Annotated in this window: 25 protein-coding genes; 2 read left to right on the plus strand and 23 right to left on the minus strand. The window is 43.6% G+C overall.

Annotated features, from left to right (window positions below; translation table 11 throughout):
- Positions 1-75: 75 nt before the first annotated feature.
- The 13 genes from ftsA to HYN43_RS18705 all read right to left on the minus strand — a co-directional run bounded on the left by ftsA (position 76) and on the right by HYN43_RS18705 (position 14,822).
- Positions 76-1,419, minus strand: a complete 1,344-nt coding sequence (gene ftsA / locus HYN43_RS18645; RefSeq protein WP_119410777.1) for a cell division protein FtsA — start codon at positions 1,417-1,419, stop codon at positions 76-78.
- A gap of 1 nt (position 1,420) precedes the next feature.
- Positions 1,421-2,284 (minus strand): cell division protein FtsQ/DivIB, encoded by an 864-nt coding sequence (locus HYN43_RS18650; RefSeq protein WP_119410778.1) that lies wholly within the window; start codon positions 2,282-2,284, stop codon positions 1,421-1,423.
- Positions 2,277-3,635: a UDP-N-acetylmuramate--L-alanine ligase gene (gene murC / locus HYN43_RS18655; protein ID WP_119410779.1), complete on the minus strand. Its 1,359-nt coding sequence runs from the start codon at positions 3,633-3,635 to the stop codon at positions 2,277-2,279. The genes HYN43_RS18650 and murC overlap by 8 nt, the downstream gene beginning before the upstream one ends.
- A 53-nt stretch (positions 3,636-3,688) precedes the next feature.
- Positions 3,689-4,792, minus strand: coding sequence for an undecaprenyldiphospho-muramoylpentapeptide beta-N-acetylglucosaminyltransferase (gene murG, locus HYN43_RS18660; protein ID WP_119410780.1), 1,104 nt, complete (start codon positions 4,790-4,792; stop codon positions 3,689-3,691).
- Between the two features lie 60 nt (positions 4,793-4,852).
- Positions 4,853-6,040, minus strand: a complete 1,188-nt coding sequence (locus HYN43_RS18665; protein ID WP_119410781.1) for an FtsW/RodA/SpoVE family cell cycle protein — start codon at positions 6,038-6,040, stop codon at positions 4,853-4,855.
- 91 nt (positions 6,041-6,131) lie between these two features.
- Entirely contained in the window at positions 6,132-7,532 is a 1,401-nt protein-coding gene (gene murD / locus HYN43_RS18670) for a UDP-N-acetylmuramoyl-L-alanine--D-glutamate ligase (protein ID WP_119410782.1), read from the minus strand.
- A gap of 198 nt (positions 7,533-7,730) precedes the next feature.
- The gene (gene mraY, locus HYN43_RS18675; protein ID WP_119410783.1) at positions 7,731-8,972 is read right to left on the minus strand and encodes a phospho-N-acetylmuramoyl-pentapeptide-transferase; all 1,242 of its coding nucleotides are present in this window, start codon (positions 8,970-8,972) and stop codon (positions 7,731-7,733) included.
- Between the two features lie 118 nt (positions 8,973-9,090).
- Positions 9,091-9,432 carry a four helix bundle protein gene (locus tag HYN43_RS18680; RefSeq protein ID WP_119410784.1) on the minus strand — a complete coding sequence of 114 codons (342 nt, stop codon included), beginning with the start codon at positions 9,430-9,432 and terminating at the stop codon, positions 9,091-9,093.
- Positions 9,433-9,511: 79 nt separating this feature from the next.
- Entirely contained in the window at positions 9,512-10,972 is a 1,461-nt protein-coding gene (locus tag HYN43_RS18685) for a UDP-N-acetylmuramoyl-L-alanyl-D-glutamate--2,6-diaminopimelate ligase (RefSeq protein ID WP_119410785.1), read from the minus strand.
- Entirely contained in the window at positions 10,969-13,068 is a 2,100-nt protein-coding gene (locus tag HYN43_RS18690; protein WP_119410786.1) for a penicillin-binding protein, read from the minus strand. Before HYN43_RS18690 ends, HYN43_RS18685 begins: the two co-directional genes overlap by 4 nt.
- On the minus strand, positions 13,058-13,465 hold the full coding sequence (locus HYN43_RS18695) for an FtsL-like putative cell division protein (RefSeq protein ID WP_119410787.1): 408 nt from the start codon (positions 13,463-13,465) through the stop codon (positions 13,058-13,060). The genes HYN43_RS18690 and HYN43_RS18695 overlap by 11 nt, the downstream gene beginning before the upstream one ends.
- On the minus strand, positions 13,462-14,364 hold the full coding sequence (gene rsmH / locus HYN43_RS18700) for a 16S rRNA (cytosine(1402)-N(4))-methyltransferase RsmH (protein WP_119410788.1): 903 nt from the start codon (positions 14,362-14,364) through the stop codon (positions 13,462-13,464). The genes HYN43_RS18695 and rsmH overlap by 4 nt, the downstream gene beginning before the upstream one ends.
- Positions 14,361-14,822 carry a division/cell wall cluster transcriptional repressor MraZ gene (locus tag HYN43_RS18705; protein ID WP_119410789.1) on the minus strand — a complete coding sequence of 154 codons (462 nt, stop codon included), beginning with the start codon at positions 14,820-14,822 and terminating at the stop codon, positions 14,361-14,363. The genes rsmH and HYN43_RS18705 overlap by 4 nt, the downstream gene beginning before the upstream one ends.
- A 646-nt stretch (positions 14,823-15,468) precedes the next feature.
- On the opposite strand from HYN43_RS18705, the gene HYN43_RS18715 reads away from it, so the two are divergent.
- Together HYN43_RS18715 and HYN43_RS18720 are read left to right on the plus strand one after the other, a co-directional pair.
- On the plus strand, positions 15,469-15,765 hold the full coding sequence (locus HYN43_RS18715; RefSeq protein ID WP_119411282.1) for a type II toxin-antitoxin system TacA family antitoxin: 297 nt from the start codon (positions 15,469-15,471) through the stop codon (positions 15,763-15,765).
- Positions 15,766-15,770: 5 nt separating this feature from the next.
- Positions 15,771-16,271, plus strand: a complete 501-nt coding sequence (locus HYN43_RS18720) for a GNAT family N-acetyltransferase (RefSeq protein ID WP_119410790.1) — start codon at positions 15,771-15,773, stop codon at positions 16,269-16,271.
- Here HYN43_RS18720 and HYN43_RS18725 read toward each other — a convergent pair.
- The 10 genes from HYN43_RS18725 to HYN43_RS18770 all read right to left on the minus strand — a co-directional run bounded on the left by HYN43_RS18725 (position 16,268) and on the right by HYN43_RS18770 (position 26,149).
- Positions 16,268-17,500, minus strand: a complete 1,233-nt coding sequence (locus tag HYN43_RS18725) for a PepSY-associated TM helix domain-containing protein (protein ID WP_162996542.1) — start codon at positions 17,498-17,500, stop codon at positions 16,268-16,270. The two genes, HYN43_RS18720 and HYN43_RS18725, sit on opposite strands and share 4 nt — an antisense overlap.
- 57 nt (positions 17,501-17,557) lie before the next feature.
- On the minus strand, positions 17,558-20,026 hold the full coding sequence (locus HYN43_RS18730) for a TonB-dependent receptor (protein WP_119410792.1): 2,469 nt from the start codon (positions 20,024-20,026) through the stop codon (positions 17,558-17,560).
- 112 nt (positions 20,027-20,138) lie between these two features.
- Positions 20,139-20,558 (minus strand): hypothetical protein, encoded by a 420-nt coding sequence (locus HYN43_RS18735; protein ID WP_162996543.1) that lies wholly within the window; start codon positions 20,556-20,558, stop codon positions 20,139-20,141.
- A 94-nt stretch (positions 20,559-20,652) separates the two neighbouring features.
- Entirely contained in the window at positions 20,653-22,521 is a 1,869-nt protein-coding gene (locus HYN43_RS18740; protein ID WP_119410794.1) for a CocE/NonD family hydrolase, read from the minus strand.
- Positions 22,522-22,715: 194 nt separating this feature from the next.
- On the minus strand, positions 22,716-23,111 hold the full coding sequence (locus HYN43_RS18745) for a hypothetical protein (RefSeq protein WP_119410795.1): 396 nt from the start codon (positions 23,109-23,111) through the stop codon (positions 22,716-22,718).
- A 152-nt stretch (positions 23,112-23,263) separates the two neighbouring features.
- Positions 23,264-23,632, minus strand: a complete 369-nt coding sequence (locus HYN43_RS30990) for a PIN domain-containing protein (protein WP_162996544.1) — start codon at positions 23,630-23,632, stop codon at positions 23,264-23,266.
- A complete protein-coding gene (locus HYN43_RS18755) occupies positions 23,614-23,850 on the minus strand; it encodes a hypothetical protein (protein WP_119410797.1) in 237 nt (78 codons plus the stop codon). Before HYN43_RS18755 ends, HYN43_RS30990 begins: the two co-directional genes overlap by 19 nt.
- A 62-nt stretch (positions 23,851-23,912) precedes the next feature.
- Positions 23,913-24,344, minus strand: coding sequence for a GNAT family N-acetyltransferase (locus HYN43_RS18760; protein ID WP_119410798.1), 432 nt, complete (start codon positions 24,342-24,344; stop codon positions 23,913-23,915).
- 79 nt (positions 24,345-24,423) lie between these two features.
- Positions 24,424-25,614, minus strand: a complete 1,191-nt coding sequence (locus HYN43_RS18765) for a phosphoglycerate kinase (protein ID WP_119410799.1) — start codon at positions 25,612-25,614, stop codon at positions 24,424-24,426.
- A 100-nt stretch (positions 25,615-25,714) separates the two neighbouring features.
- A complete protein-coding gene (locus HYN43_RS18770; protein WP_119410800.1) occupies positions 25,715-26,149 on the minus strand; it encodes a GNAT family N-acetyltransferase in 435 nt (144 codons plus the stop codon).
- Positions 26,150-26,175: the final 26 nt, after the last annotated feature.

Genomic DNA, 26,175 nt, shown 5'->3' on the forward strand with positions numbered 1-26,175 from the left:
ATAATAACACTTTTTCAACAAGGTTTTTCCACATTTGTGAGCAATGTGTAAAAGTTTAACTGTTGTGAATAATTATTACTTCAGAAAGTCCTCATCCTTAATGTCATCCTTAATAAATGTGATGCTTTTTTTCAGCAGCCTGTCTAACAAGCCGCCTTCTTTATTTTTAGCATCGTATTTTGGCTTAACCGTTTTTACTTCGGCCGGGATTGCTTCATTCATGTACTCCATTTTCTGGATACCTTTTATCAGCAAACCTATGCCGGTGGCAAAAGTTGGGCTTTGTAATTCTTCGTAAGTGTTTTTTGGCAGCACTTCGTTTTTGGCCAGGTGCTCTGTGGGGTAGCCCACGCGGCAATCTAAACCGGTAACAAATTCCACCAACTGGCGCAGGTGTTTTAACTGGGCACCACCGCCTGTTATCACAATGCCGGCAATTAGTTTTTTCTCATAACCCGATGATTTGATCTCGTAGTAAACATGCTCTACAATCTCTTCCATACGGGCCTGGATCACATAAGCCAGGTTTTTAACCGAGATCTCTTTAGGTTCGCGGCCACGCAATCCCGGAACGCAAACAATCTCGTTCTCTTTATTTTCATCAGCCAAAGCCGATCCAAACCTTACTTTCAATTGCTCGGCAATGTTGCGCATTACAGAACAGCCTTCGCGGATATCCTCAGTCACGCTGTTACCACCGAATGGGATAACCGCTGTATGACGGATGATACCTTCGTGAAAGATGGCCACATCGGTAGTACCACCACCAATATCCACCAATACCACACCGGCTTCTTTTTCTTCTTCGCTCAATACAGATTCCGAAGATGCCAACGGTTCCAGTATCAGTTCCTGGCTTTCCAGACTGGCTTTGTTAACACATTTTACAATGTTTTTAATGGCCGTAACCTGGCCCGATATGATATGGAAGTTGGCTTCCAACCTAACACCAGCCATACCGATAGGATCTTTAATACCCGGCTCGTTATCTACGGTAAACTCCTGTGGTAGTACGTGGATAATTTCCTCGCCCGGAGGCATCACCAGGTTGTACATATCCTCAATCAGCTTATCAATATCCTTACGGCTGATTTCTGTTTGCAGATCCCTGCGGGTTATTAAACCGCGGTGCTGCAAGCTTTTAATATGCTGGCCTGCAATGCCCACGTTCACCACCCTCACCTCAACGTTTGATTGTGAGCCGGCAATATCAACCGACTGCAGGATACCCTGTACTGTTTTATCTATATTTGAAACCACACCGCGCGTTACACCCGCAGATTCGGCTTTGCCAATACCTAATACCTCAATTTTTCCGTTCCTGCTCCTGCGCCCAACTATAGCGCATATCTTGGTAGTCCCGATATCCAATCCTACTACAATTGGCGAACTTTTTTCCTGAGTTGAGCTTTTGTCCATATTACAATTTAATTTGAGATGTATCCTTCTTCATTTTAGCTGAATCTGTTTTGGCAGCATTAGCTGCTTTGGCCGAATCGGCTTTTATATTTTCATTTTTTATACCGATTACCTGGTTGGTATATTTTACGTTTATTATCCTGTAGGTATCCCAGCCAACGCGCGGCAATACCTGTTTGTAAAAGGCCTGCAGGTTGTTCAGTTTAATGCCGAGCGAATCTGCATTGCCTATTAAAATCCTTTGGTTACCCACACGAGGGATCAGTTCGATCTCGCGGTTGGCGTTCACGTACATCTGCGCTATCTGCGCGTCCCAAAGCGAATCTTTGCGGATGTAATCTGCCGTTTTAAACAGATCTTTTGCCAGCCTTGTATGCAGTGAATCTACACGGTTGGTAAACAACTCCTCAATAAAGCCATTGGCCACCAATACCCTTGCGGTAAAGTTTTGCGATAGCGGAATTTTTAAACCATGTTGATCTACATAAAAATCCATATCATAATGATTCATGATACGCAGTATCGGCTGGCGCTGGCTAACCTCTACCTGTAACACACCATCCATTTCGGCATAAACCTTGGCAAACTCGATGAAAGGGTTTGCTTTCAGTTTATCTTCCAACGCCTGGATATCGATATTCTCAATCCTTCTGCCCACTAATGACCGGCCTTCGGCTTCAATAATATGATCTACTTCCTGCTTATCAATAAAATACTGGCCGCCGGGGATGCTTACGTTAACCGCGGTGCAAACCACATCTGCCTTTTTTGTTTCAATAAAACCCATCAGCACCACAAGGCCACCCAGGCATATTACCCAGGCACAACCTATCAGCAGGCGCTTCCAAATGAGTTTTTTATTCATTGATCAATACTTGTTTTAATGGGTTCACCAGTGTATCAATATCACCGGCGCCTACAGTTAATAACAGTTCTGGCTTTTCGGCAGCTATCGCGGCTACCGCGGCCTCTTTACTTAATATCTTTTTGTTCGGCAACTGCATGCGGTTAAGCAGCATTTGCGAGTTAACACCTTCAATAGGCAGTTCGCGTGCGGGGTAAATCTCCAGCAGTATCAGCTCATCAACCATGTCCAGCACCTCGGCAAAACCATCCGCAAAATCGCGGGTGCGGGTGTACAGGTGCGGCTGAAATATGGCTGTTAATTTTTTAGCCGGATACAACCTTTTTATGGATGATATACAAGCCCTCAATTCTTCGGGGTGATGCGCATAATCATCTATATAAATATGCTTAGGCGTTTTAACAATGTATTCAAACCTGCGTTTAACGCCTCTGAATGATGCCAGCGCCGCTTTAATATCCGCCGGAGCGATATCCAGTTTCAGCACAGCCTCGATTGCTGCCACGGCGTTTTCTATATTGTGCGTACCGGCAATACCCATCCTGATATCGGAAATGTTTACCGTGGCGCTGTTGTAATCAAAGTAAAAATCGCCATCGATGATCCTAACGTTCGATGCGTGGGCATCCGCGGTTGCATCTTCAAAGGCATAGGTATAACCTTCATCTAAAGGCAAACCATTTTTATGCACCAGCGTACCCCCCGGTTTTATCTGCGAAGCGAACAACTTAAACGATTCGGTTAAATGCGCATGATCGCCATAAATATCCAAATGGTCGGCATCCATCGATGTGATGATAGCCACATCAGGATACAGCGTTAAAAACGAGCGGTCGTACTCATCAGCTTCAACCACCATTACGTTATTGCTGCCATACAGCACATTGGTTTGGTAGTTTGATGAAATACCACCCAGAAAAGCCGAACAATCATTACCCGATGCCTTTAGCAAATGCGCCACCATAGTTGAGGTAGTGGTTTTACCATGCGTACCAGCAACAGCGATTGTATAAGAACTTTTACTGATCAAACCTAAAACCTGCGAGCGTTTGAATAACTCGAACCCGTGATTTTTAAAGTAATTAACGATGTGCGAATCCTTAGGTACCGCCGGCGTATAAATGATCAGCGTATCGTTACATGGTTTCTGAAAACTCATGTGGATATACTCCGCATGATCTTCAAAAACTATCTGGATGCCTTCGTTGTGTAACTGACTGGTTAACTCAGTTTCTGTTTTATCATATCCGCAAACAATGCAACCCAAATGATGGAAATAGCGTGCCAGGCCGCTCATACCGATGCCGCCTATGCCAATCAGGTAAACCCTTTTTATATCGTGCAGTTCCATTTTCCTTTTGTTTAAAAAAGGTGTTCCTCTTTTGCAAGAGGAGCACCATCATTTTAATTGTTACTTATAATTTGGATAAGTTCCTTTGCTATAGTTTCATCGGCATTTGGCATAGCCATCTGCGCAATGTTATTGCTCAATTTTTTTTGCAGGTCGCGGTCTGCTAATAATTCCAGCGCCCTGTCTACCAGTTTAGCTTCGGCATCACGGTCGGCCACAAATACGGCGGCGTTTTCATGTACCAGCGCCAAAGCGTTTTTTGTTTGATGATCTTCGGCCACATTTGGCGAAGGCACCAGGATCACCGGTTTTTTAATCACGCACAGTTCGGCTATGGTTCCGGCACCGGCACGTGATATGATGATATCGGCAGCGGCATAAGCCAGATCCATACGGGTTAAAAACTCCCTGATCTGTAAATTAGGATGATAATTTTCACCTAACTTTTCAATTATCCCTTTATAATAAAACTTGCCGGTTTGCCATATCACCTGTACATCGGCCGCCAGCAATTTATCAATACCGTTCATGATACTGTTGTTCAGCGTACGCGCGCCAAGGCTGCCGCCGGTTACCAGTATCGTTTTTTTAAAGGCCGACAGGCTATATAACTCCAAAGCCTGGTTGTGCTTACCGGCAATGTTCACCGCGTCTTTACGGATTGGGTTGCCGGTTTTGATGATTCTATCCATAGGGAAGAACTTCTCCATACCATCAAAGGCCACACATATTTTTTTGGCATGCTTGCCCAACCATTTATTGGTAATACCCGCATACGAGTTTTGCTCTTGTATGAGGTATGGTATGTTTTTTAGCGAAGCAGCGTACAACAGCGGACCGGAAGCATAACCACCAACACCCACCGCTGCATCTGGCTTAAAATCTTTAATAATTTTGATAGCCGTAAGCACGCTTTTGGCCAGCTTAACCGGGAACATCAGGTTTTTTTTGATGGAACCACGCTGTATGCCCTGGATATCCAGACCGATAATTTTATAACCCGCCGCCGGCACTTTTTCCATTTCCATGCGGCCATTGGCACCCACAAAAAGGATCTCGGTATTTGGGTCGATAGCTTTCAAAGCATTGGCAATAGAGATAGCCGGGAAGATGTGTCCTCCTGTTCCGCCACCGCTTATGATTATCCTTTTTGACATGCTTTTTATTTACTTATTTATTATCAACTAATCTCTGTTCTCCAACCTCTGATCACTAACCTATGCCGTCCTGATCTCGCCCACTATAATTTTATTCGGCCCCGTGTTATCTCGTTTCGGTTCGCTTTTTTCTTTTTTACCTTCTTCAATATCCTTACTTACAGAAAGGATGATCCCGAACGCTATGCTGGTAAACAATATCGATGTACCACCCATACTTACCAATGGCAACGGCACACCTGTTACCGGGCCTAAACCAACCGCCACAGCCATATTGGCAAAAGCCTGAATGGTTAAGCTGAAGCTTAAACCGCAAGCCAGTAAAGCACCAAAGGCTTTAGGCGCTTTGGTTACAATTTTTATACACCGATACAGCAGGAACAAATAGATCCCTACTACTGTCAACCCTCCAACCAAACCATATTCTTCAATAATGATGGCATAGATCTCATCCGAGTACGACTCGGGAAGGTAATTTCTTTCGGTACTGTTGCCGGGGCCTTTGCCAAAAATGCCTCCGCTGGCGATGGCTATTTTAGCATGATCGCTCTGGAATGATTTATCAGCCTTTGCCAGTTCCGGGTGTAAAAACACGTTAACACGCGATATATAAGTATGGCGCCTTGGCCCCAGGAATATTACGCCCAAAAGCAATATCAAACCCGCCCCGCAGGTAATGGCAATTTGCCTGATACTGATACGACCGATGATCAGCAACAATATGCTAACCCCAAACAGCATCAATGCTGTTGAAAGGTTGGCCAAAGCGATCAGGATAAACACCAAACACACCGAACCCATGATAGGCAGGAATGATTCTTTCACATCCTTTATATTTTCCTGCTTACGCGATAGTGTACGGGCCAGGTAGGTGATCAAAGCCAGTTTAGCCAAATCCGATGTCTGGAAGCTTAATCCAGTTCCGGGAATGGCTATCCACCTGCTGGCATTATTGATGTGGCTGCCAAAAACCAGTGTATACAACAGCAAAGGAATGGTAACGATCATCATTACCTTCGAGATGCCTGCGTAATAACGGTAATCCAGTTTATGCGAAACGTACATCAGCACAATACCTCCCAAAATCATGAATATGTGCTTCATGAGCAGGATCTCCACGCCCTTGCCCTGTTTAAAGGCCAGCGTAGCCACCGAACTATATACCGCCAACAAGGATATAACAGAAAGCAGGATGACTATAAGCCATATCCAGCGATCTCCTTTTGTGTTGTTTAATATCCTATGCATAACTTATTTCTTTGGGTTCATGGTTAATGGTTCATAGATCATGGCCTTTATTTTTCTACTATGATCTATGAACTATCAACTATGAACTATTTTACAATTCTCTCACTGCCAACTTAAACTGCCTGCCGCGGTCTTCGTAGTTTTTAAACAGATCGAAGCTGGCGCAGGCTGGTGATAGCAATACGGTATCGCCTTTAGTGGCCAGGTGATAGGCTACCTGTGCCGCTTCCTGGGCTGATGATGTGTTTACAATGATCTCCACCATATCGTCGAATGCTTCATGGATACGGCGGTTATCTTTGCCTAAGCACACTATGGCTTTTACCTTGCTTTTCACCAAATCATCAAGCATGCTGTAATCATTTCCTTTGTCAACGCCGCCTAAAATCAGCACCACATCGCTGGTCATACTTTCTAAAGCATACCAGGTTGAGTTAACGTTGGTAGCTTTCGAATCGTTGATGAAGCGGATGCCGGAGATGTTGGCAACAAACTCCAGTCGGTGCTCAATGGCTTTGAAATTGCCCATGCTCTCTCTCATCGTTTCGTTGCGCAGTTCCAACACTTTTGCTACAATACCCGATGCCATTGAGTTGTAAATGTTGTGTTTGCCTTGCAGGGCCAGTTCTTGAATTGACATTGTAAAATGTGCTTGTTTGGTGTTTATAACAATATTTTCGTTCTCGTCCAGGTATGCGCCCGGTTCAAATTTTTGCTGTATGGAAAACGGTAACAGCTGGGCCCCGAACGTTCGCTCCTTCATTCCGGTTACTGTTTCCGGGTCGTCGACACAGTAAATGAAATAATCGGCAGCGGTTTGGTTCTGCGTTATCCTGAACTTGGATGCCACGTAGTTTCCCATTTTATAATCGTAACGGTCCAGGTGGTCGGGCGTTATGTTCAGCAGTACGGCTACATCAACCTTAAATTTGAACATATCATCCAGCATAAAGCTGCTTAGCTCCAGCACATACCACTCAAACTTTTCGGTAGCTACCTGGTAGGCGAAGCTTTTGCCTATGTTGCCTGCCAAACCAACGTTTACACCTGCCTCATGCAAAATGTGGTAGGTGAGACTGCTGGTTGTAGTTTTACCGTTTGATCCCGTTATGCCGATGATTTTAGCATCAGTGTACCTCCCGGCAAACTCAATTTCGGATATAACAGGAATCCCTTTTTCTTTCAGCTTCTTGATGATCGGTGCCTTATCCGGTATTCCGGGACTTTTGATCACTTCGGCCGCGTTCAGTATCAGTTCTTCAGTATGTTGTTTCTCTTCAAACGGGATAGCCCATTCTTCAAGTTGTTTTTTATAATTATCAGCAATAGCCCCAAAATCCGACACAAAAACATCAAAGCCTTGCTGCTTGGCAAGGTAAGCCGCACCAGCACCACTTTCTCCGGCACCGAGGACAACAAGGCGTACAGCCCCCCCCGCCCCCTGAAGGGGGTGCTTTTGATTTGCGTCTTTGTTGTTGTTATCGTGGTTCATTTCTTTTTTCTTTTGGGATTACACCGATTTTTTGGTGATTACACCGATTTCTTTTTGGGGTGATTTTATTGATATCACCGATTTACTTCTTGTCTAATCTCTAATCTCAGACCTCTAATCTCTTGCCTTCCTTAACCTTTAATCTCCAATCGCTAATCTCTTACCTTCCCCTAACCTCTAATCTCCAGCCTCTAACCACTAACGAAGTTTCAACGTTATCACCGTCACTATCGCCAGTATTATACAGATGATCCAGAAGCGGGTAACAATTTTTGCTTCGTGGAAACCTTTCTTTTGATAGTGGTGGTGCAGCGGGGCCATTAAAAACACCCTGCGACCTTCACCAAATTTCTTTTTGGTGTACTTGAACCATGATACCTGGATAATTACCGAGAAATTCTCGATCAGGAAAATGCCGCACAATAGTGGCAACATCAGTTCCTTACGGATCATGATTGCAAATACCGCTATAATACCACCGATAGCCAAACTGCCGGTATCGCCCATAAACACCTGTGCCGGGTATGAGTTGTACCACAAAAAGCCCACGCAGGCACCAACAAAGGCACCGGCAAAAATTACCAGCTCGCCCGAGTTGGGGATGTACATGATATTAAGGTAGTCGGCAATTACCGTGTTACCTGATACGTAGGCCAGGATAGCCAGCGTAATACCGATAATAGCCGATGTACCCGTCGCCAAACCGTCGATACCATCGGTTATGTTTGCCCCGTTGGAGATGAAGGTGATAATGATGATCATGAAAAACAGGAACACCACCAGCGCGTATTGCTCATAACCTCCGCCTAAAAACTTTAATACCTTGGCATAATCAAACTCGTTGTTTTTATAAAAAGGCATAGTGGTTTTGGTGGAGTGCACATCCTGTGTATAAACCGGTTTTCCGGCTTTGATATGATACTCAACCGGGGCGTCCGATTTAACGGGCAAAACCACCTCCTGGCGGATAATGATATTGCTGTTAAAATACATGGTCCAACCAACAATCAATGATAAACCAACCTGGCCAACAATTTTAAACCTGCCTGCCAGACCTTCTTTATTCTTTTTAAATACTTTAATGTAATCGTCGAGGAAACCGATAGCGCCTAACCAGATGGTAGTGATAATCATCAGGATTACATACACATTTTCCAGTTTTGCAAAAAGCAGCGTTGGCACAAGGATACCCAGCAAAATGATGATACCACCCATAGTAGGCGTGCCCGATTTTTGCATCTGGCCTTCCAAACCCAAATTCCTTACAGTTTCGCCAACTTGCTTAAAACGCAGGTAATCAATTAACCGGCGACCATAAACCGTGGTGATCAGCAACGATGTAATTACAGCCATCGCTGTGCGGAAAGTGATGTATTGAAACACACCTATCCCCGGGATACTGTAATTTTTGCTTAAGTAATTAAACAGGTAATACAACATTGCGTTATTGATGTGCAGATGTGCAGATTTCAAATGTGCAGATGATTGATTTGCTCATTTTAGATCTTACAGATTTGCGAGTTATTTTTTAATGTTTTAATTTCTCTCTTGTTATCTATTAATGGGTTGATGATATTATCTTCCCCAAAACCTTCACGATTGAGTCTATGTCATCAAGCAGTTCCTGTATAAAAGGATAATTTTTAGCAAACTGACATAATTTCAACCAATACCTTGTTTCTTCAGCTTCCTTGTAGGCTATTTTACATTTATGCCTAAAATCGCCCCTGCTTTCCGCGCCCTGAGCTTCAGAAACATTTGCTCCGATTGATGTACCGCTTCTGAAAAGCTGATTCGCCATATTAAACTTCCTACGCTCCTCAAGTTCTTCTGTAAACTCGATGATCTTTAGAGAGAAGTTAAATGTCAAATCGACTATCAAATTTGGTTTATCGCTCATATCTTTTTATTCAATTCATTTAATTCAAAATCATTCAATTCATCATCTGCACATTTGCACATCTGAAATCTGCACATCATCAAATCAAGTCTTTAAATTGACTTTCCAGCTCTTCCATGTCATCGAAGTGGTTTTTCACTCCGTTTATTTCCTGGTAATTCTCGTGGCCTTTACCGGCTACCAAAATGATATCTCCAGGATTAGCCAGCATGCAGGCTGTTTTAATAGCCTCGTGCCTGTCGATGATGCTTACCGTGTGGCGTTTAAATGCCGGGTCTACACCCTCTTCCATTTCTTTGATGATCTGCGCCGGATCTTCGGTACGCGGATTATCTGAGGTAAGGATCACTTTGTCGCTCCACTCGCAGGCAGTTTTGGCCATGATTGGGCGTTTGGTTTTATCCCTGTCGCCGCCGCAGCCTATTACGGTTATTACCTTTTCGTTTCCTTTGCGAATATCGTGGATGGTACTTAACACATTTTGCACGGCATCGGGTGTGTGGGCGTAATCCACAATACCCACTACTTTATTTGGCGCGGTGATGTATTCAAAGCGGCCTTCGGCACCGGTTAGTTTGCTTAAGCTGGTTAGCACTTTGGCTTTGTCCTGCTCCAGTAACATCGCGGTAGCATAAACACCTAATAAATTATAGGCGTTGAAGGTGCCCACCATTTTAAACCAAACTTCCTCGCCATCAATTTGCAGCAGCAAACCGCTAAACTGGTTTTCGAGGATGCGGGCTTTATAATCGGCCATGGTTTTTAGGCCATAGCTTTTTTTGTGGGCCGATGTATTTTGCAGCATCACATTACCGTTTTTATCATCGCTATTGGTAAGTGCGAAAGCGTTTTTAGGCAAGCCATCAAAAAACTCTTTTTTGGCATTTAAATACCTCAAAAATGTTTTATGATAATCCAAGTGATCATGCGTTAGGTTAGTGAACACGCCGCCTGCAAATACCAAATGCTCAATGCGCTTTTGCGAAATGGCATGCGAACTAACTTCCATAAAACAATAATCGCAACCGCTATCTACCATATCAGCAAGCAGGCTGTTCAGTTCGATAGGATCGGGTGTGGTATGGGTTGATGGGATCACTTTGCCGTTGATCTGGTTCTCAACTGTTGATAGCAAACCGCATTTGTAACCTAAATCCCTGAACAACTGGTAAAGCAGCGTAGCAATGGTGGTTTTACCATTGGTACCGGTTACGCCAACCAGTTTTAATTGATGCGATGGGTTATCGTAAAAATTAGCAGATACAATACCTAAAGCCACTGCCGAATCGGCTACCATCAGGAAATCAACCTCCCCGGTAGTGTGAGCCGGCAGATCTTCGCAGATAACAGCTATAGCACCGTTTTTGATGGCCTGTTCAATATAATCGTGCCCATCAACAACAGTACCTTTCACGGCAACGAACATCGCACCCGGAATTACTTTCCTCGAGTCGAACGCTATCGCGGTGATCTCCACATCGGCACTTCCCTGCAATTCGGTGAAGGCCAGTCCGTCAATTATATCGCTTAAATACCTCATTGCAGTTCTATTGTTATTTTTGATCCTTTTGGTATTACACTTCCACCGGTAACCGACTGGGTGGTAACAATGCCGCTTCCGCGTACTGTTACTTTATATCCCGCGTTACCCATTGCATATAGCGCGTCGCTCAGGCCCATACCTGTTACTGATGGCACGGTGCCGCTTTTATATTTTACCCCTTCGTAAGGGATACCATCGCTGGTATCAACACTGCTGTTTGCCGATGCGTACAAAGGTTTAACACCCAATTTGCTGTACACCCTTTTTAATGCCTTCAGGTTGCCCTGTTTTATCTGCGGCATAATGGTGTTGCCTACAAAACGGGTTTGCGGGGTTTGGTTAATATCCAGATCGTTGGCATAAACCCTATCGGCAACTTCCCTAAACACCGGACCGGCAACTTTAGCCGCCAAATAATCGCCCTGTGTAGGGTTATTAACCACCACAATCATCGAATATTTAGGCTTATCTGCCGGGAAGTAACCGCAAAACGATGCCTGATATTTTTTATCCTTATAACCTTTAGTACCGTTTGCAACCTGCGCCGTACCGGTTTTACCGGCAACGCTGTATAGTTTATTTTTAATTACGTTTTTACCGGTACCATTCATCACCACACCTTCCAGCATGCCACGAACCTTACCCAAAGTTTGCTCCGAACAGATCTGCTCGTTAATTACCCTGGCCTGGAACTGCTCGATAGGGTTACCTAAACGGCGAATTTCACGAACCAGCAGCGGCGCTATCATTTTACCGTTGTTGGCAACCGCGTTGTAATAGGTTAACATCTGCAACGGCGTAATATTCATTTCGTAGCCGTAAGCCATCTCGGGCAGGCTATAGTTTTTATTCCAGCTGCGGTTTGATGGGTTTTTAATTACCGGCTGGCCTTCACCTTTTATCTGTAAGCCCAGCTTTTGGTTCAAGTGGTACTCGTACAGTTTATTGATGTACTGCCATGGGTTATTATGATAAAACTTATCAACCAGTTTTGCTGCGGCTACGTTTGATGATTCTTCGAACGCGCGTTTTACCGACATTTCGTAATTATCGTGCTCGGTATCGGTAATGGTTGGCCCTTTCGGGAATTTGTATTTACCGCCCTCAGCATTGATAATGGTACTGGTATCAATTTTATGCTGATCCAACAGCGTCATGTACGATGCCAGCTTGAAGGTCGAACCCGGATCGATAGCGTTGCTGATGGCATAGTTCATCAACTCGGCATAGTCGCCATCTTTGGTACGGGTATAATTGGCAATAGCCCGGATCTCGCCGGTGGCCACTTCCATCAATACCACACAACCATGGTCGGCAGCACTTTTTATCAGTTGTTTCTTCAAAGCATCCTGCGCAACATCCTGGAAGTTTACGTTGATGGTTGAAATGATATCGGCACCATCTTTAGGCGCTATTTCATCGTCATCATCAACCGGCATCCAGGTACCACCAGGAATGCGTTGCATTAAACGCCTGCCGCTTTCGCCATCAATGTAGGTTGAGAAAGCACCTTCCAAACCTACCGGGTTGTTCACATTTTCATTTTTATATCCGATAGTACGTGCAGCCAACGACTGGAACGGACGGATGCGTTTATTTTTCTGGATCACGATCAAGCCACCTTTATACTTGCCCATATTAAAAATGGGGAACTGGCGGATCTTCTTCAGATCCTGGTAGGATACTTTCCTCCTGATCAGCTGGTAACGTGAGCTATCCGCACGGGCATCACGCAAAATACGTGCGTACTCCCTTGCCGAGCGGTCTTTAAACATACCAGAAAGCTTGGCAGCCAGTTCATCAATATGGTTATTGAAAGCTGTATCGGCAGCTATACCGCCGGCAAGCATATCCATGTGCAATTCATATTCCGGTACCGAGGTAGCCAGCAGGCTTCCATCTACCGAAAAAATATTTCCACGCGCTGCTTCAACAGTTTGGTATTGGGCGGACAGGTCGGCAGCCATGGCTTTCCACTTGTCGCCCTGTACAAATTGCACACGGCAAAGTTGCACCACTACAGCAAGCGCAAAAAACAAAATAAGCCCGAAGGCTATATAAACCCTGAGCAGTATGTTAGTCCTAATTCCCATTAGCCACCTCCTTTACTGTTATCTTTACCGGAGGATCGACCGACTGGCTTAGCCCCAGTGTATCGGCCCGTTTCCCTACTTCGGTGAGTGTGCTTTTGAAGGCCAGGTCGGCTTTGGATGATTTATAATCCCAGCCCAGCTCTTTCACCTCCTTATTAAGCGCGTCAATTTCCCGCACCGATTTTTCGGCCAGGTGCATGTTACCAATATATACCATGCCCAAAAAGGCCAGGTACAACACAAAGGGCAAAGCATTGGTAGCCCTCTCGGTAGTGAGAAAGCCTTTTTTGAGTACTTGTGTAAACAGATTATCGGGCAGGTCCCTTACAGGCCGCTCATCAACAATCTCCTCCACTTCTCCCTCTTCCTGAATTTCTGTACGTAAACGGTTACTCATTTTTTTACAGCTATCCTTAACTTAGCGCTCCGTGCCCTATTATTGTTAACTATCTCTTCTGCCGATGCCGTTATTGCCCCGCGACTTACAGCATCAAGCGGTTTATTATCATTTCCGTAAAAATCCTTCTCCACCTCGCCGCTGAACTTACCTTTGGCGATGAAGTTTTTTACCAGCCTGTCTTCCAGCGAGTGGTACGACATTACCACCAACCTGCCACCCGGTGCCAGTACCTCTGCCGATTGCATCAAAAAATCCTTCAGCGCTTCCAGCTCCTGGTTAACCTCTATCCTCAGCGCCTGAAAAACCTGCGCCAGGTATTTATTTTCTTTCCCTTTCGGGATGCGGTTACTGATCACATTTTTCAAATCGGCAATCGTAGTGATCGGTGCGTTCAACCTCGCAGTAGCAATAGTTTCAGCCAGCGATTTCGCGTTCTGGATTTCGCCGTAAATGCCAAAAATCCGGTGCAGATCGGCTACCGAATAGGTATTTACCACCTGCTTTGCAGTTAAATCGCTTAACTGGTTCATACGCATATCCAACTCGGCATCAAACCGGATGGAAAAGCCCCTTTCGGCCTCATCAAACTGATGCGATGATACACCCAGATCGGCAAGGATCCCGTTCACCGGGAGCGCATCGTGCAGGCGGCAAAAGTTTTTGAGGTACCTGAAATTCTGATCAACAAAAACAAAACGTTCGTCATCAATCAAATTCCGCTGCGCGTCGGCATCCTGGTCAAAAGCAATCAGCCTGCCTTTTGGCCCTAAGTGCTTCATGATCTCGCGCGAGTGGCCGCCACCCCCAAAAGTCACATCTACATAAGTGCCATCCGGATCAATATTCAACCCTTCAATGCACTCCGCCAGCATTACCGGTACATGGTACTCACTCATTCCTGCTCCTTACTTTTGTTGCCCATTACCCTTTTTGCCAGCGCGCCAAAACTTGCCGGTTCATCATCCATCAGTTTGCGGTGCGTATCGGCATCCCAAACCTCAATTTTATTCAGCTGGCAAGCCAGCACCACTTCCCCTTTTATACCTGCATACTCCAGTAAAAACTTCGGCAGCAGTACCCTGCCGGCAGCATCGGGCACAAGCTCGGTAGCGCCGCGGGTAAAATATCGTATAAAGGCTATATTATCCTCTTCGTATTCATTAAGTTTGCTTAGTTCCTCAAGTCGTTTATCCCATTCCTTTTTAGTGTATATAACAAGGTATTTTTCAAACCCGCGATTGATCACCAGGCCTTCAGTTTCAAGCTCGGGGAGCTTTTTCTTTAGGCCAGCCGGTATCATCATCCTAAATTTAGGATCAAGCTTACACTCAAATTCACCGGTTAGAAACGACATTATATGACTTGGGCAATTTTTTAACTGTAAAAGTAAATACTTTTACCACTTCTTACCACTTTACCCCACTAAAAGTTTTCAACAATTTTTAGCGAGCTTGGTTTTGGGTTTTTGATAGTTTTTTTCGGCTGTGATTTTTTTTTAAAAACCCTAAAAAACAGGTAGTTAAAGCTAATCGTAGCCGTAAATTAAAAATGTGTTTTAAAGTGGGAGAAAATCCCAGATTTAATGTCTGAATCAGAATTTTCAGAATGATAGAATGAGCAGAATATTCGTCTGAACCGGAATTTAGGGGAATTAAGGAATGAGCAGAATAAAAAAAGTCTGAATCAAAATTTTCAGTTTAAAAAAATTCTCAGAATTTATTACTTCAATAACATTCTGCTAATTCTAAAATTCTGTAAATTCTGATTCAGACAATCAACTGCCAGCTGCAAACTAAAAACTGCCAACTGAATTATGGCGTTGCCTGCGGCCCGGGCTTTCCGTTGCAAGTCCTCGCCTTGCCAGCCCGCATGCCCGCCCGCGCTGTGGGCTTTTACACTACAATCCCTAACGCTGGCCGATGCGCAATTACCGTTTCGCAAATATTTCATTTAATAATACGGATTTTTTCCGTACATTTATAATATTAAAAACGAAGGCAATGGGAAAAGTAGATGCAACAGAGAAAAAAGCGAGATTCGATACAAAGCTAACGTTAGCTCAGAAAGAAACCTTTGAGCGCGCGGCTAAATTAGGTGGGTACAGAACACTGAGCCATTTTGTGATCTCAACTGCGGATGAAAAAGCAAAAAGTATTATCGAACAACACGAAGCTGTTTTAGCATCGGAGAGAGATAAAGAGATTTTTTTTGATGCGATCATGAATCCGCAGCAGCCTGGGAGAAATTTGCAAAAAGCTGTTGAGCGCTACAATCTACTAAACAATTTACCTGAGTAAGCTTAATGAAATACCAGATTGTAGCACTGAACTCCGGGCTTGATAAGAAAAACTTCGATTGCGGAAACGAACAATTAAATAATTACCTGCACAAACAGGCCGGGCAAGATGTAAAAAGAAAGCTTTGCGCCGTTTCTGCAATAATTGACAACAACAGGGTGATTGGATACTATACCTTATCCAACACCAGCATTGCCAGAGAAGCAATACCCGAAGAACTACGCAAAAAAATGCCCCCATCCTACTACAACCTGCCAGCTACACTGTTAGGGAGATTGGCCATTGACCTGCAATACAAAGGACAGGGTTTAGGAGAATACCTATTGATCGATGCCTTAAAAAAGAGTTTTACAGCCTCGGTTGAATACATAGGATCAATGGCTGTAGTAGTTGATCCGATTGACGAAGCCGCGACAAATTTCTATTCAAAATATGATTTTATTAAACTTCCTGATTCGGGTAAAATGTTTCTTCCAATGCAAACGGTAGCGCAGCTTTTTACCTAAGCCGGAACAGCTGCCGTTCTGCTGCGCACAGGCTTTTTCTTCTTTTTCTTACCCACACCTATCCTGTTTAGCCACATCATTACCCCGGTTACCGGGAAAATAAGAGATACCAAACAAATTATGAAAGCCAGAATTTTAGTGGGCCAGCCATAAATAGAACCTGTATGAATGGGTTTGATCACGCCCCTAATGCGCTGCCCCAGGTTTTTATCGGCATAAATAACCGATCCTGCTATTTTACCGCTGTATTGATCTACGTAATAAACATCCGTTGCCAATTCTACAGATCCTTTTTTGAGCACGCTGAAAATATAAGCAGCGGCGGTGTCTTTTGGCAGCTTAACCGAATAAGATTCGGCATTGGCAATTTTATCACTTAGTGAAGCTGCGGCAAGCTCCGGCTTTAAAGCTTTAATGCCCGGCTGATAAACGGATAAAGGCGCTTTGGTATCCTCTTTACCAACCACTTTTGATCCCGTAAGGAAAAACAGTGTATTGTTAGCCCATTTAAAAGTCATGACCAAACCCGAGGCCGAAATAATGATCAAAAATATCGAAGTGTAAAAACCGGTAACGATATGCAAATCATTAGTGAGGCGCTTACCGCTGCCATCCCATTTTATTTTGAGCCTTTGTTTCGTGATGGCTTTGGTTTTTGGCCACCATAGTATTACACCGGTTATTAGTATCACCAGGAAAAACAGGGTTGAAATACTGATCACCCAATCGCCTACACTATCCCTTTTGCCCAATAAAAAGCGGTGAAACATCTCTACTGAATACAAAAATGTTTCCCGGCGGTTAAACTGTTCAATAATTTGCCCGGTGTAAGGGTTTATCATCACGGTTAGGTTGGCCCTGTCGGCTTCTTTGGGCTTATCGTCTTTGCCGCCTTTTTTTTCTCCGGCTTTTTTTTCCGGTGCGGGTGCGCCCTCCTTTTTCTCCTTTTTTTCGGGCAAAAACACGCTGGCCTCTATCGATCGTTCCGGATCGGTATACACCATTAGCGAGAGCAATTTGGCTTTAGGTAATTCGTTTTTTAGTGTTGCTTTGATGGCCGACAGCGGGATCCGCGTTTGCCCCCGCTCTACAAAATAGCGGTTATGGTGCAGAGCCTGCTGGATATCCTTTTCAAACACCAGCATAGTACCGGTTAAGCAGGAGCAAAAAATAATTACCCCGGCGGCGAGGCTTAAATAAAGATGAATGGTGCGGAAAAATACTTTCATGGGGCTATAAACTATAAAACCGGGTATGTTTATCATACCCGGTCAATATCACTTTATTTAAAACTTATACGTTAGCGTAGTTAAAAACTGGCGCGGCGGTATTGGGTTAACGCTGTAATTTTCGTGCACGTTGTAGTTAAGCACGTTGCCAATGTTTGATATTTTGCCAATAATGGATAGCTTTTTGTAACTGTAACCCACAGATGCATCAACAGTGGTAAAGCCCGGCACGTATACCAAGCGCGAAATGGTTTGGGGTTGGCCAACCAAATTGGCATTACCTGCAACGCGGTTACCTAAGTAATACATAGATGCACCTACTTTAAAGCCTTTTAAATCACCATTGTAAAAGGTGTAAAATACACTTGTATTTGCTGTATGCTTAGGAACGTTCAGCAAAGGCTGACCTGCAAAATTGCTACCAGGGGCAGTACCCGCTTTGGTGTATTTGGCATTGGTATAACTATAACCCGCCAATATATCCAAACCCTTAACCGGATGACCGGCGATATCCAGTTCGACACCATCACTTTTAGTAGCCCCGCCTATTACTTTAATATTAGCATTGGTATTCGGTGTAACGCCATCTAAGGCGAAGGGTGCCGGCTGTGCCAGGTTATTGTTTTTAATACGGTACGCAGTTAAATTTACCGACAGGTTACCGTTAAGGAAATCATTCTTAACCCCAACTTCGTACTGGTCAACCAATGATGGATCGATAGGTTTGCCATTTACATCGCTACCTGTATTTACTATAAATGAATTGGAGTAGCTGGCAAACAAAGCCGTATTGTCTAAAGGTTTGTAAACAAGTCCAACTCTTGGTGAAAAAGCTTTATCTTCTTTACCTGCTGCCTGCGCCGGCACTACACCGGAAATATTAGTATAGCTTGTTACATTGGTTGGCGATATATACTGGTACGACCAACGCAACCCAGCCAACACTTTAAATTTTTCCGACAAACTGATCAGGTCATTAAAATAAGCACCAAAACGGTTTGTGGGTGTAAGGATGCTGTAAAACGGATTCATCTGAGGTTTATCGGTACGGAGGGTGTATTTATTCGGATCGAAAATATTGATCGTATCGCGAGTTGCTTTTTGTAAAGTCCCGTTTTGGTCAATGTTGCTTGATACTTTGTTTACCGTAGCTACATAAGTATAAGCATTGTTACGGTACCAATCGGCATCAACGCCGGCTAAAATATTGTGTTTAATTGCGCCGGTGTTAAACTGGCCGGTAATGTTAAACTGGCCGGTGTAATAATCTTCCAGCGTTTCGGCACGGTTAAGAGTACGGCCCCAATCGCCGTTGGCATCGGGCAATACACGCTCGGTGGTTTGGTACTGGCGGTTAAAGTGCTGGTATGAGAAGCCGCCGCTTAATTGCCATAAGCTGTTAAGCTGGTGGTTGATAGTTGCGGTAGCCGTAGTTTGCTTGGTATTACCGGTAGACCATGATGCACCCAAATACCTGTTACGCGGCACTTTGGCAATTACGTTATTGATTTGGCCGGTACCAAAATCGGGGGTAAAATCGTAGTTCAGGTAGTCACCTTCAACAATCAGGGTTGTTTTGTCACTTATTTTATACAAGAACGATGGGTTGATGTATTCGCGCTTTGATTTTACGTTATCACGGTAGCTATTAGCATTTTCGTAAGTGCCGTTTACGCGGTAAGCCAGTTTGGATGATATCGGACCGTAAACATCAAACGATGGGCGGTACAGATCATAGCTGCCATAAGTCATGGATACCTGGCCGCCCTGCTCAAACAATGGTTTTTTGGTTACCATGTTCAGGATGCCGCCCGGTGCAACGTTGCCGTATAATAAGGCAGCGCTGCCTTTTAATACTTCCACACGCTCCAATGAGCTGATTTCAGGTACTACGCCCGAGTTAACACGGAAGCCGTTTTTAAACATATTGGTACTGCCGAAGTTATAACCGCGGGCTGCAAAAGTTTCCTGGGTATTACCGCGTGCGCTGTATAGGTATACGCCGTTTACGTTTTTAATCACATCGCTTAAACGCAGTGATTGCTGCTGCTCAAGTACGTCCTTACCAATTACGGTAACGCTTTGCGGCAGATCCATCGGCGCAACGTTCATTTTGCCAATGTTCAGTTTTTTACGGTTAATGGTTTTGGTTGATGAGATCACAACCTCATCCAGCTGGGCCGAGCTTTCGTTAAGCTTAAAAGTAACCGTGGTAGTTTTGTTGGCATAAACCGTAACCGATTGCTCTTCGGTTTTGGCACCAACGTATGATGCTACCAGCGTATAGGTGCCGGGTTTTACGTTATTAAAGGCAAAAGTACCATTATCAGTAGTGGTGGTGGTTTTGTTAAGGCCTTTAATGGCTACGTTTACGAATGAAGCAGGCTTATCGTCGCTGGTTTTAACAACGCCGGTTATTTTGCCGTTGCTGCCGTCATCTTCGGCTTTTGCTATCAGTATTGCAGAACAGAGAAATAAAACAAGGAGTGTAATTTTGTGCAGGTAGTGGTATAAGTTTTTTTGCATTTTTATTTAGATTGAGTCTAATTAAGCGCAAAAGTAAAAAAACGAACGCTATCTGCAAGCTTTATTTATAATTAGTTTAAATAACAACAACCACACAAACGCCGGTCTGTATCTATTCAAGCACAATCTTCTCTGGCCCAGACACTTTATCAATATGGCAGTTGCAGCCTCCCGAAATTTTGAACAACGTGATTTTAGTTTGATTAGTTGTAGCATTGGTAGCAGTAAGTTCCACATCATCGCCATCAGCAGAAAATTCATTTTTATTGTTATCCGTAGCGATGGTGAAAATATTGGGGCCAACACCCGGAACCGCGGGACCGTTACTGCTTGCGATAATTTGCTTGCCGGTACGCTTGTTAATCGCTTTTACATCTTTTGCCGGCACCGGTTTTCCATCCTTATCAACAAAATTTACTGAAATAGAAGCAAACACATAGGTACAGGCTTTAGCCGGACACCCATTTTGGTTATGTTTTTTACAAGCCGGCATTAAGGCTATCAGCAACAAAAGAAACAAATATTTATACATGGCAATTGTTTTATAATGATTTACGCACATCACCCTGTAAACGCAACAAGCCCCATGAAAATTCACGGGGCTTGTTGCGTTTTATAAAATTTGCTTACTCGGTTACTCTTATTTTTAAATAGCTCGGGCTTGCTTTTGAGGTATAAACCCTGTGCGTGGCCTTTTTAAAATCGGTATCCTTAGCTTTCATAATATCCTGAAACTGCTGGGTATTCCTGTCGATAAGCGGGAACCAGGTGCTTTGCACCTGCACCATAATGCGGTGGCCTTTTTTAAAGGTGTGCAACACATCCTGAAGTTCGAAATTTACCGGGGTTACTTTACCGGGCACAAAAGCTTCCGGTTTATCAAAACCGTTGCGGAATTTGCCACGCATAGCCTCGCTGCGTACCATTTGCTGGTAGCCGCTCAGGTACACATCCTTACCTGCCCATTTGGTATTTTTTGTCGAATCGGGATAAACGTCAATCACCTTTACTACCCAATCGGCATCGGTGCCTGTGGTTGATACCTTTAAATTAGCCCAGATATTACCGGCTAAGGTTACGTCGTTATCCAACACCCCGGTTTGATAGGTCAATACATCCGGACGTTGCGAAGCAAAACGCTGATCGGCGGTCATGTACTCGCGCTTCATGTCCATATCAATGCTGTTGATGAACGGCACCGGTTTTTTAGGATCGGATACAAATTCATCAAAAGTATTGGCAACTGTTGCCGGAGCAGTAAACGACAGCTTGCCACCCGGTAAAAAGTAAAGGTTTTTCTCTGTCGATTCTTTTGGCGGCCAGGTGTTGTAGTTTTTCCACTCGTTAGCACCTGTTTCAAAAGTTGATACCGGTTTCAAATCCAGATCGGTTCCTTTTAAATAATGGCTGAAGAAGTTAAACTCAATTTTTTCACGATAAAACGGACCGGTAGGACCACCAAAGCCAACATCACCTAAATGATCGCCCTCTCCCCTGGCCCAACCACCATGTACCCATGGGCCCATGGCAAAATACACCGGTGTTTTAGGATTCTCTTTTACCAAAGTTTTGTAGGTATTGATGGCGCCATATAAATCTTCGGCATCATACCAGCCGCCGGTTACCAGCACGGCCGTTTTAATATCGTGAAGGTGATAAAGCACATTGCGGTCTTTCCAATGCTGATCATAATTAGGGTGATCCAGCATTTCATTCCACAGGCGGATAGTATCCTTATAGTATTTTGTATTGGAGTTTTTTACCGAACCCATTTTCAGGAAAAAATCATAACCATCTTCGGTACCAGGGTCGAAACCTTTGCCGCGGCGCTGGGTTGGCTTATCATCCTGCCTGTTGGTAAAGCCGGGATAAAAACCAAAGTTGGCAACCAGCATAAAGGCGCCGTTATGGAAAGCATCATCGCGGTATAAATCGGCAATTGGTGCCTGCGGCGAGGCGGCCACTAATGCAGGGTGGCGGCTTAGCAAGGCAGTTGTGGTATAAAAGCCGGGATACGAAATACCCCATACCCCTACCTTGCCATTGTTGTTCGGAATGTTTTTCAGGAGCCAGTCGATAGTATCATAGGTATCGGTGCCTTCGTCAACATCCTTGTTGGTTTTATGATCTTCCCTTTCGGGGGTCATCTCTTCATAAATACCTTCGCTCATCCAGCGGCCGCGTACATCCTGGTAAACAAAAATGTATCCATCGTGCGCGAATAATGGTGATGGACCAAGGCTGCCTTTGTACAGTTCGGTACCGTAAGGTGCAACGCTGTAGGGCGTACGGTCCATCATGAAGGGATATTTTTTGGTTTGATCTTTGGGTACGTATACTGATGTGAACAGTTTTTTACCGTCGCGCATCGGGATTTGATACTCGTATTTTTGATAATTGGCTTTGATATATTCCGCATCAGGCGATTTTGGCTGAGCGAACGCGCCTAAGGCTGAAAGCAAAAGGCAGAAAGCAAAAAGTAGATTTTTCTTCATAAAATTTTATCAGTCAAATCAAAAGTAGTTTATTAAAGTATAAAGGGCAAAAAGCAATTGGATATTCGATATATGGTAACAAAGAATTTTCACACGATATTTTTCAGGGAGGGTCACAGTTATCCGAATTATCCACGCGTCTGGCGCAAGTCTTGTGGGCGGGATGAGGCTGGGATGACTTGTGCCTCTACAAACTAACTATTTATTTTAATAAACAGCCTGTTATTATGCTGAAGCGTGGACCAACATATATCTTTAATAGCATGATAAACTTCAGCATCTTCAGAGTTATAATCATTTTCAATCATCACTAATTGATCATAAAATTCCTGGAGTCTCGTAACTTGTGAAAAATCAGCCCCCCATTTCAAATCGAGATTTAAGATTCGTACCGGGTTTTCAGAATGTGAGGTTTCATTATAAGGGATCCAATCGACAATGCTGTTAAAATCAGCTTGAAATAATTTCAACTCGTAAATTATCTGATCAGACCAATTCCTTTCAACTAAAACAGCCTCCAGTTCTCCTATGTAATTCTCCGTATATAAATCAACTAAAATCATTGTTTTTTTAACGTCAAACCATCTCATCTATGAAATCTGAAATGACAGGCAGGACTGGCCGTTGTTTTTTAGCTAAATAATCTTTTATTATTAATGGCTAAAGTTTTGAAGTACTGAAAACAATGGTTTACACTTATATTTTATTTACCGTTTCAAATAATTTAATGCTGTCGATAAATTTATAATCCTTTACATTGTAAGTAAAAAGCTTCAAATCTAATTCTATAGAAGTTGCTGCAATAATAGCATCCGGCAAGGCTAAACCGTGGGCTTAAGGAATAGTGTTTAATAAGCTGAACAGCATTGCTAACAATCTCGTCGCCAATGCCAATCACTGTAAACGTACTAATATTTTTATTGATTTTTACTAACTCTGCTTTATTAAAAGCGCCAACCAGAAGCTCCATTTGGGTTATTGCAGATATCCAAACATTATTTCGGCCGATTATATTGTCAATGATCTGCTTGGTGGCTACGTGCCTAACCTCATTAGTATTCCAATAGTCAATTAGCACATCGGTGTCGCAGATTACTTTGTTCGTTGCCACGCTTTTCTTCTTAATTCAGCAGCATCTAAATTTCTATCTGAAAAAATTGCTTCCATTTCCGAATTATTGATAACGCCCTCGCCGGGCGTGATGGTTATGCCCTTTATCTTAAAAGCTTTATTTTTCGGATCCGACACCTCAAAATCAAGATACTCTGCTAACTGCTTTAATATTTTCAGGGTTTTTGTTTTTTTATATTTTACAACAACTTCCGGCATGGCTCTCTTTTTATATAAAGTTAAGATTTTTAAATGAAAAACCAATCAGCCGCAGCTTCGGCTTATCGATACTCCATCAAATAATAATCCCCCAAATCATCACTCCCCTCACCAACAACCAGCCAACCCTGTGACTTGTAAAAGCTAAAAGCCGCTTCATTTTTAACAAGGCATTTCAACTTAAGCGGTGCAGGATACCTTTCAACCGCCATTGCCAATAACGCCTTCCCTATTCCACCGGCCCTATAAGCAGCATCAACATACAAATGATGAATAAATGAATCCTGAATCCAAACGGCAATAAAACCGGCTATTTCATTGCCCGATAAGGCCACATATACCTCTTCACTTTCGGTATCAGCATTAAAATCTTCGAGATGAAACTGCTCACTATCGCACCAATAAAATGCCTGGATGCGGCAAAGCAGATAAATTTCGCTGAGCCTCTGCCTGTCGGCCTCAATAAACGGACGGATGCTGATATCGGTAGCCATATTTTATATTTAAACTAATGCAAAGAAGGCCAGATTGTTTATCACAACCGGGCCTTCATTAATATAATGCATTAAATAATTAGTCGTTAATTGCTTTAACGCCCGGCAATTCTTTACCTTCCATATACTCAAGCAAAGCACCACCACCGGTTGATACATAGCTTACCTCATCGGTCATGCCGAATTTAGCTACAGCTGCGGCCGAATCACCACCACCAATCAGCGAAAAGGCACCGTTTTCGGTAGCTTTAGCTACAGCCTGTGCAATGGCTTTGGTACCGCCTAAAAATTTTTCCATTTCAAACACTCCCATCGGGCCGTTCCATAAAATGGTTTTTGATTCTTCAACCACTTTGCTAAACAGCTCAACCGTTTCAGGACCGATATCCAGGCCCATCCAATCTGCTTTGATCTGGCCGGTTTTAGCAATATCTGTGTTGGCAGTTGGCGAAAACGCGTCGGCAATGATATTATCTAAAGGCAATAACAGGTTAACGCCTTTTTCTTTTGCTTTTTGCCTCAGGCTCAGGGCCAGGTCAAGTTTATCCATTTCAACCAGCGAAGTACCAATTTCGCCGCCATCAGCTTTGGCAAAGGTATAAGCCATGCCACCACCGATAATCAGGTTGTCAACTTTATCAAGCAAACGCTCAATAAGTTCAATTTTATCAGATACTTTCGAACCGCCCATAATAGCTGTGAATGGCTTAGGGGCATCGTTCAATATTTTTTCGGCATTGTTCAGCTCGGCAGCCATCAGGTAACCGAAGTATTTGGCTTCAGGGAAAAACTGTGCGATGATGGCAGTTGAAGCGTGGGCACGGTGTGCTGTACCAAAAGCATCGTTTACGTAAACATCGCCTAATTTTGAAAGCTTTTCGGCAAACTCAACGTTACCTTTTTCTTCTTCTTTATAAAAACGCAGATTCTCTAACAATAAAACCTCGCCATTGCCTAAAGCTTTCGCTTTTTCAACAGCCTGTTCGCCAATGCAATCATCGGCAAACTGAACCTGCTGACCCAACAGATCGGATAAATGAGGCACCAGGTGCTTTAATGAATATTTTTCTGTCGGACCATCTTTTGGTCTGCCCAGGTGCGACATCAGGATAACTTTACCGCCATCTTTAAGGATTTTTTTGATGGTTGGCAAAGCAGCCGTCATGCGGTTATCGTCGGTTATATTGTAATTTTCATCAAGAGGCACGTTAAAATCAACCCGGATAAGGGCTTTTTTACCGGCAAAACTAATTTGATCTACTGTTTTCATACTTATTAAAGGGTCATTGTATTGGACGGGCGCAAATTCAGCATTTTAATTCTAAATTCTTAAGGAAAAAGTAAAAAAGCTGCTAAAAACCGGCAAAATTTCATTTTATTTTAACATACATTACATAGTGCGGCCCAATGCCTGGCACCTCAAATTGGGGCGAAATAATTTCAAGTCCTAACCCTTCATAAAACCGTACAGCCTTTTCGCGGGCATTACACCACAGGTAATCTGCCCCCTGTTGACGCAAATAATTTAAAGCAAATTTTACAAGTTGATTGCCCAGACCCTGGCCGCGGTATTTTTCGGTGGTGGCCATTCCTCTTAGCTGGTAGCCGGTGCCGGTATAATCACCATAAGCCTGGGGATGGAATGAAGCAATGCAGGCCAGTTCATCATTTATAAAATAACCCAAATGAAAATTTCCATCTACGTTATCTGATGGGAAACGGCATTCATCGGGTGTAAGCACCCCATTACGCAACACTTCGTTGCGCAGCTGCAACAGTTCATCAACCTTTATAAACTTTATCATGTGGGCAAAAATGAAAAAAATAAACG

It is taken from the genome of Mucilaginibacter celer (assembly GCF_003576455.2).
Lineage (GTDB): Bacteria > Bacteroidota > Bacteroidia > Sphingobacteriales > Sphingobacteriaceae > Mucilaginibacter > Mucilaginibacter celer.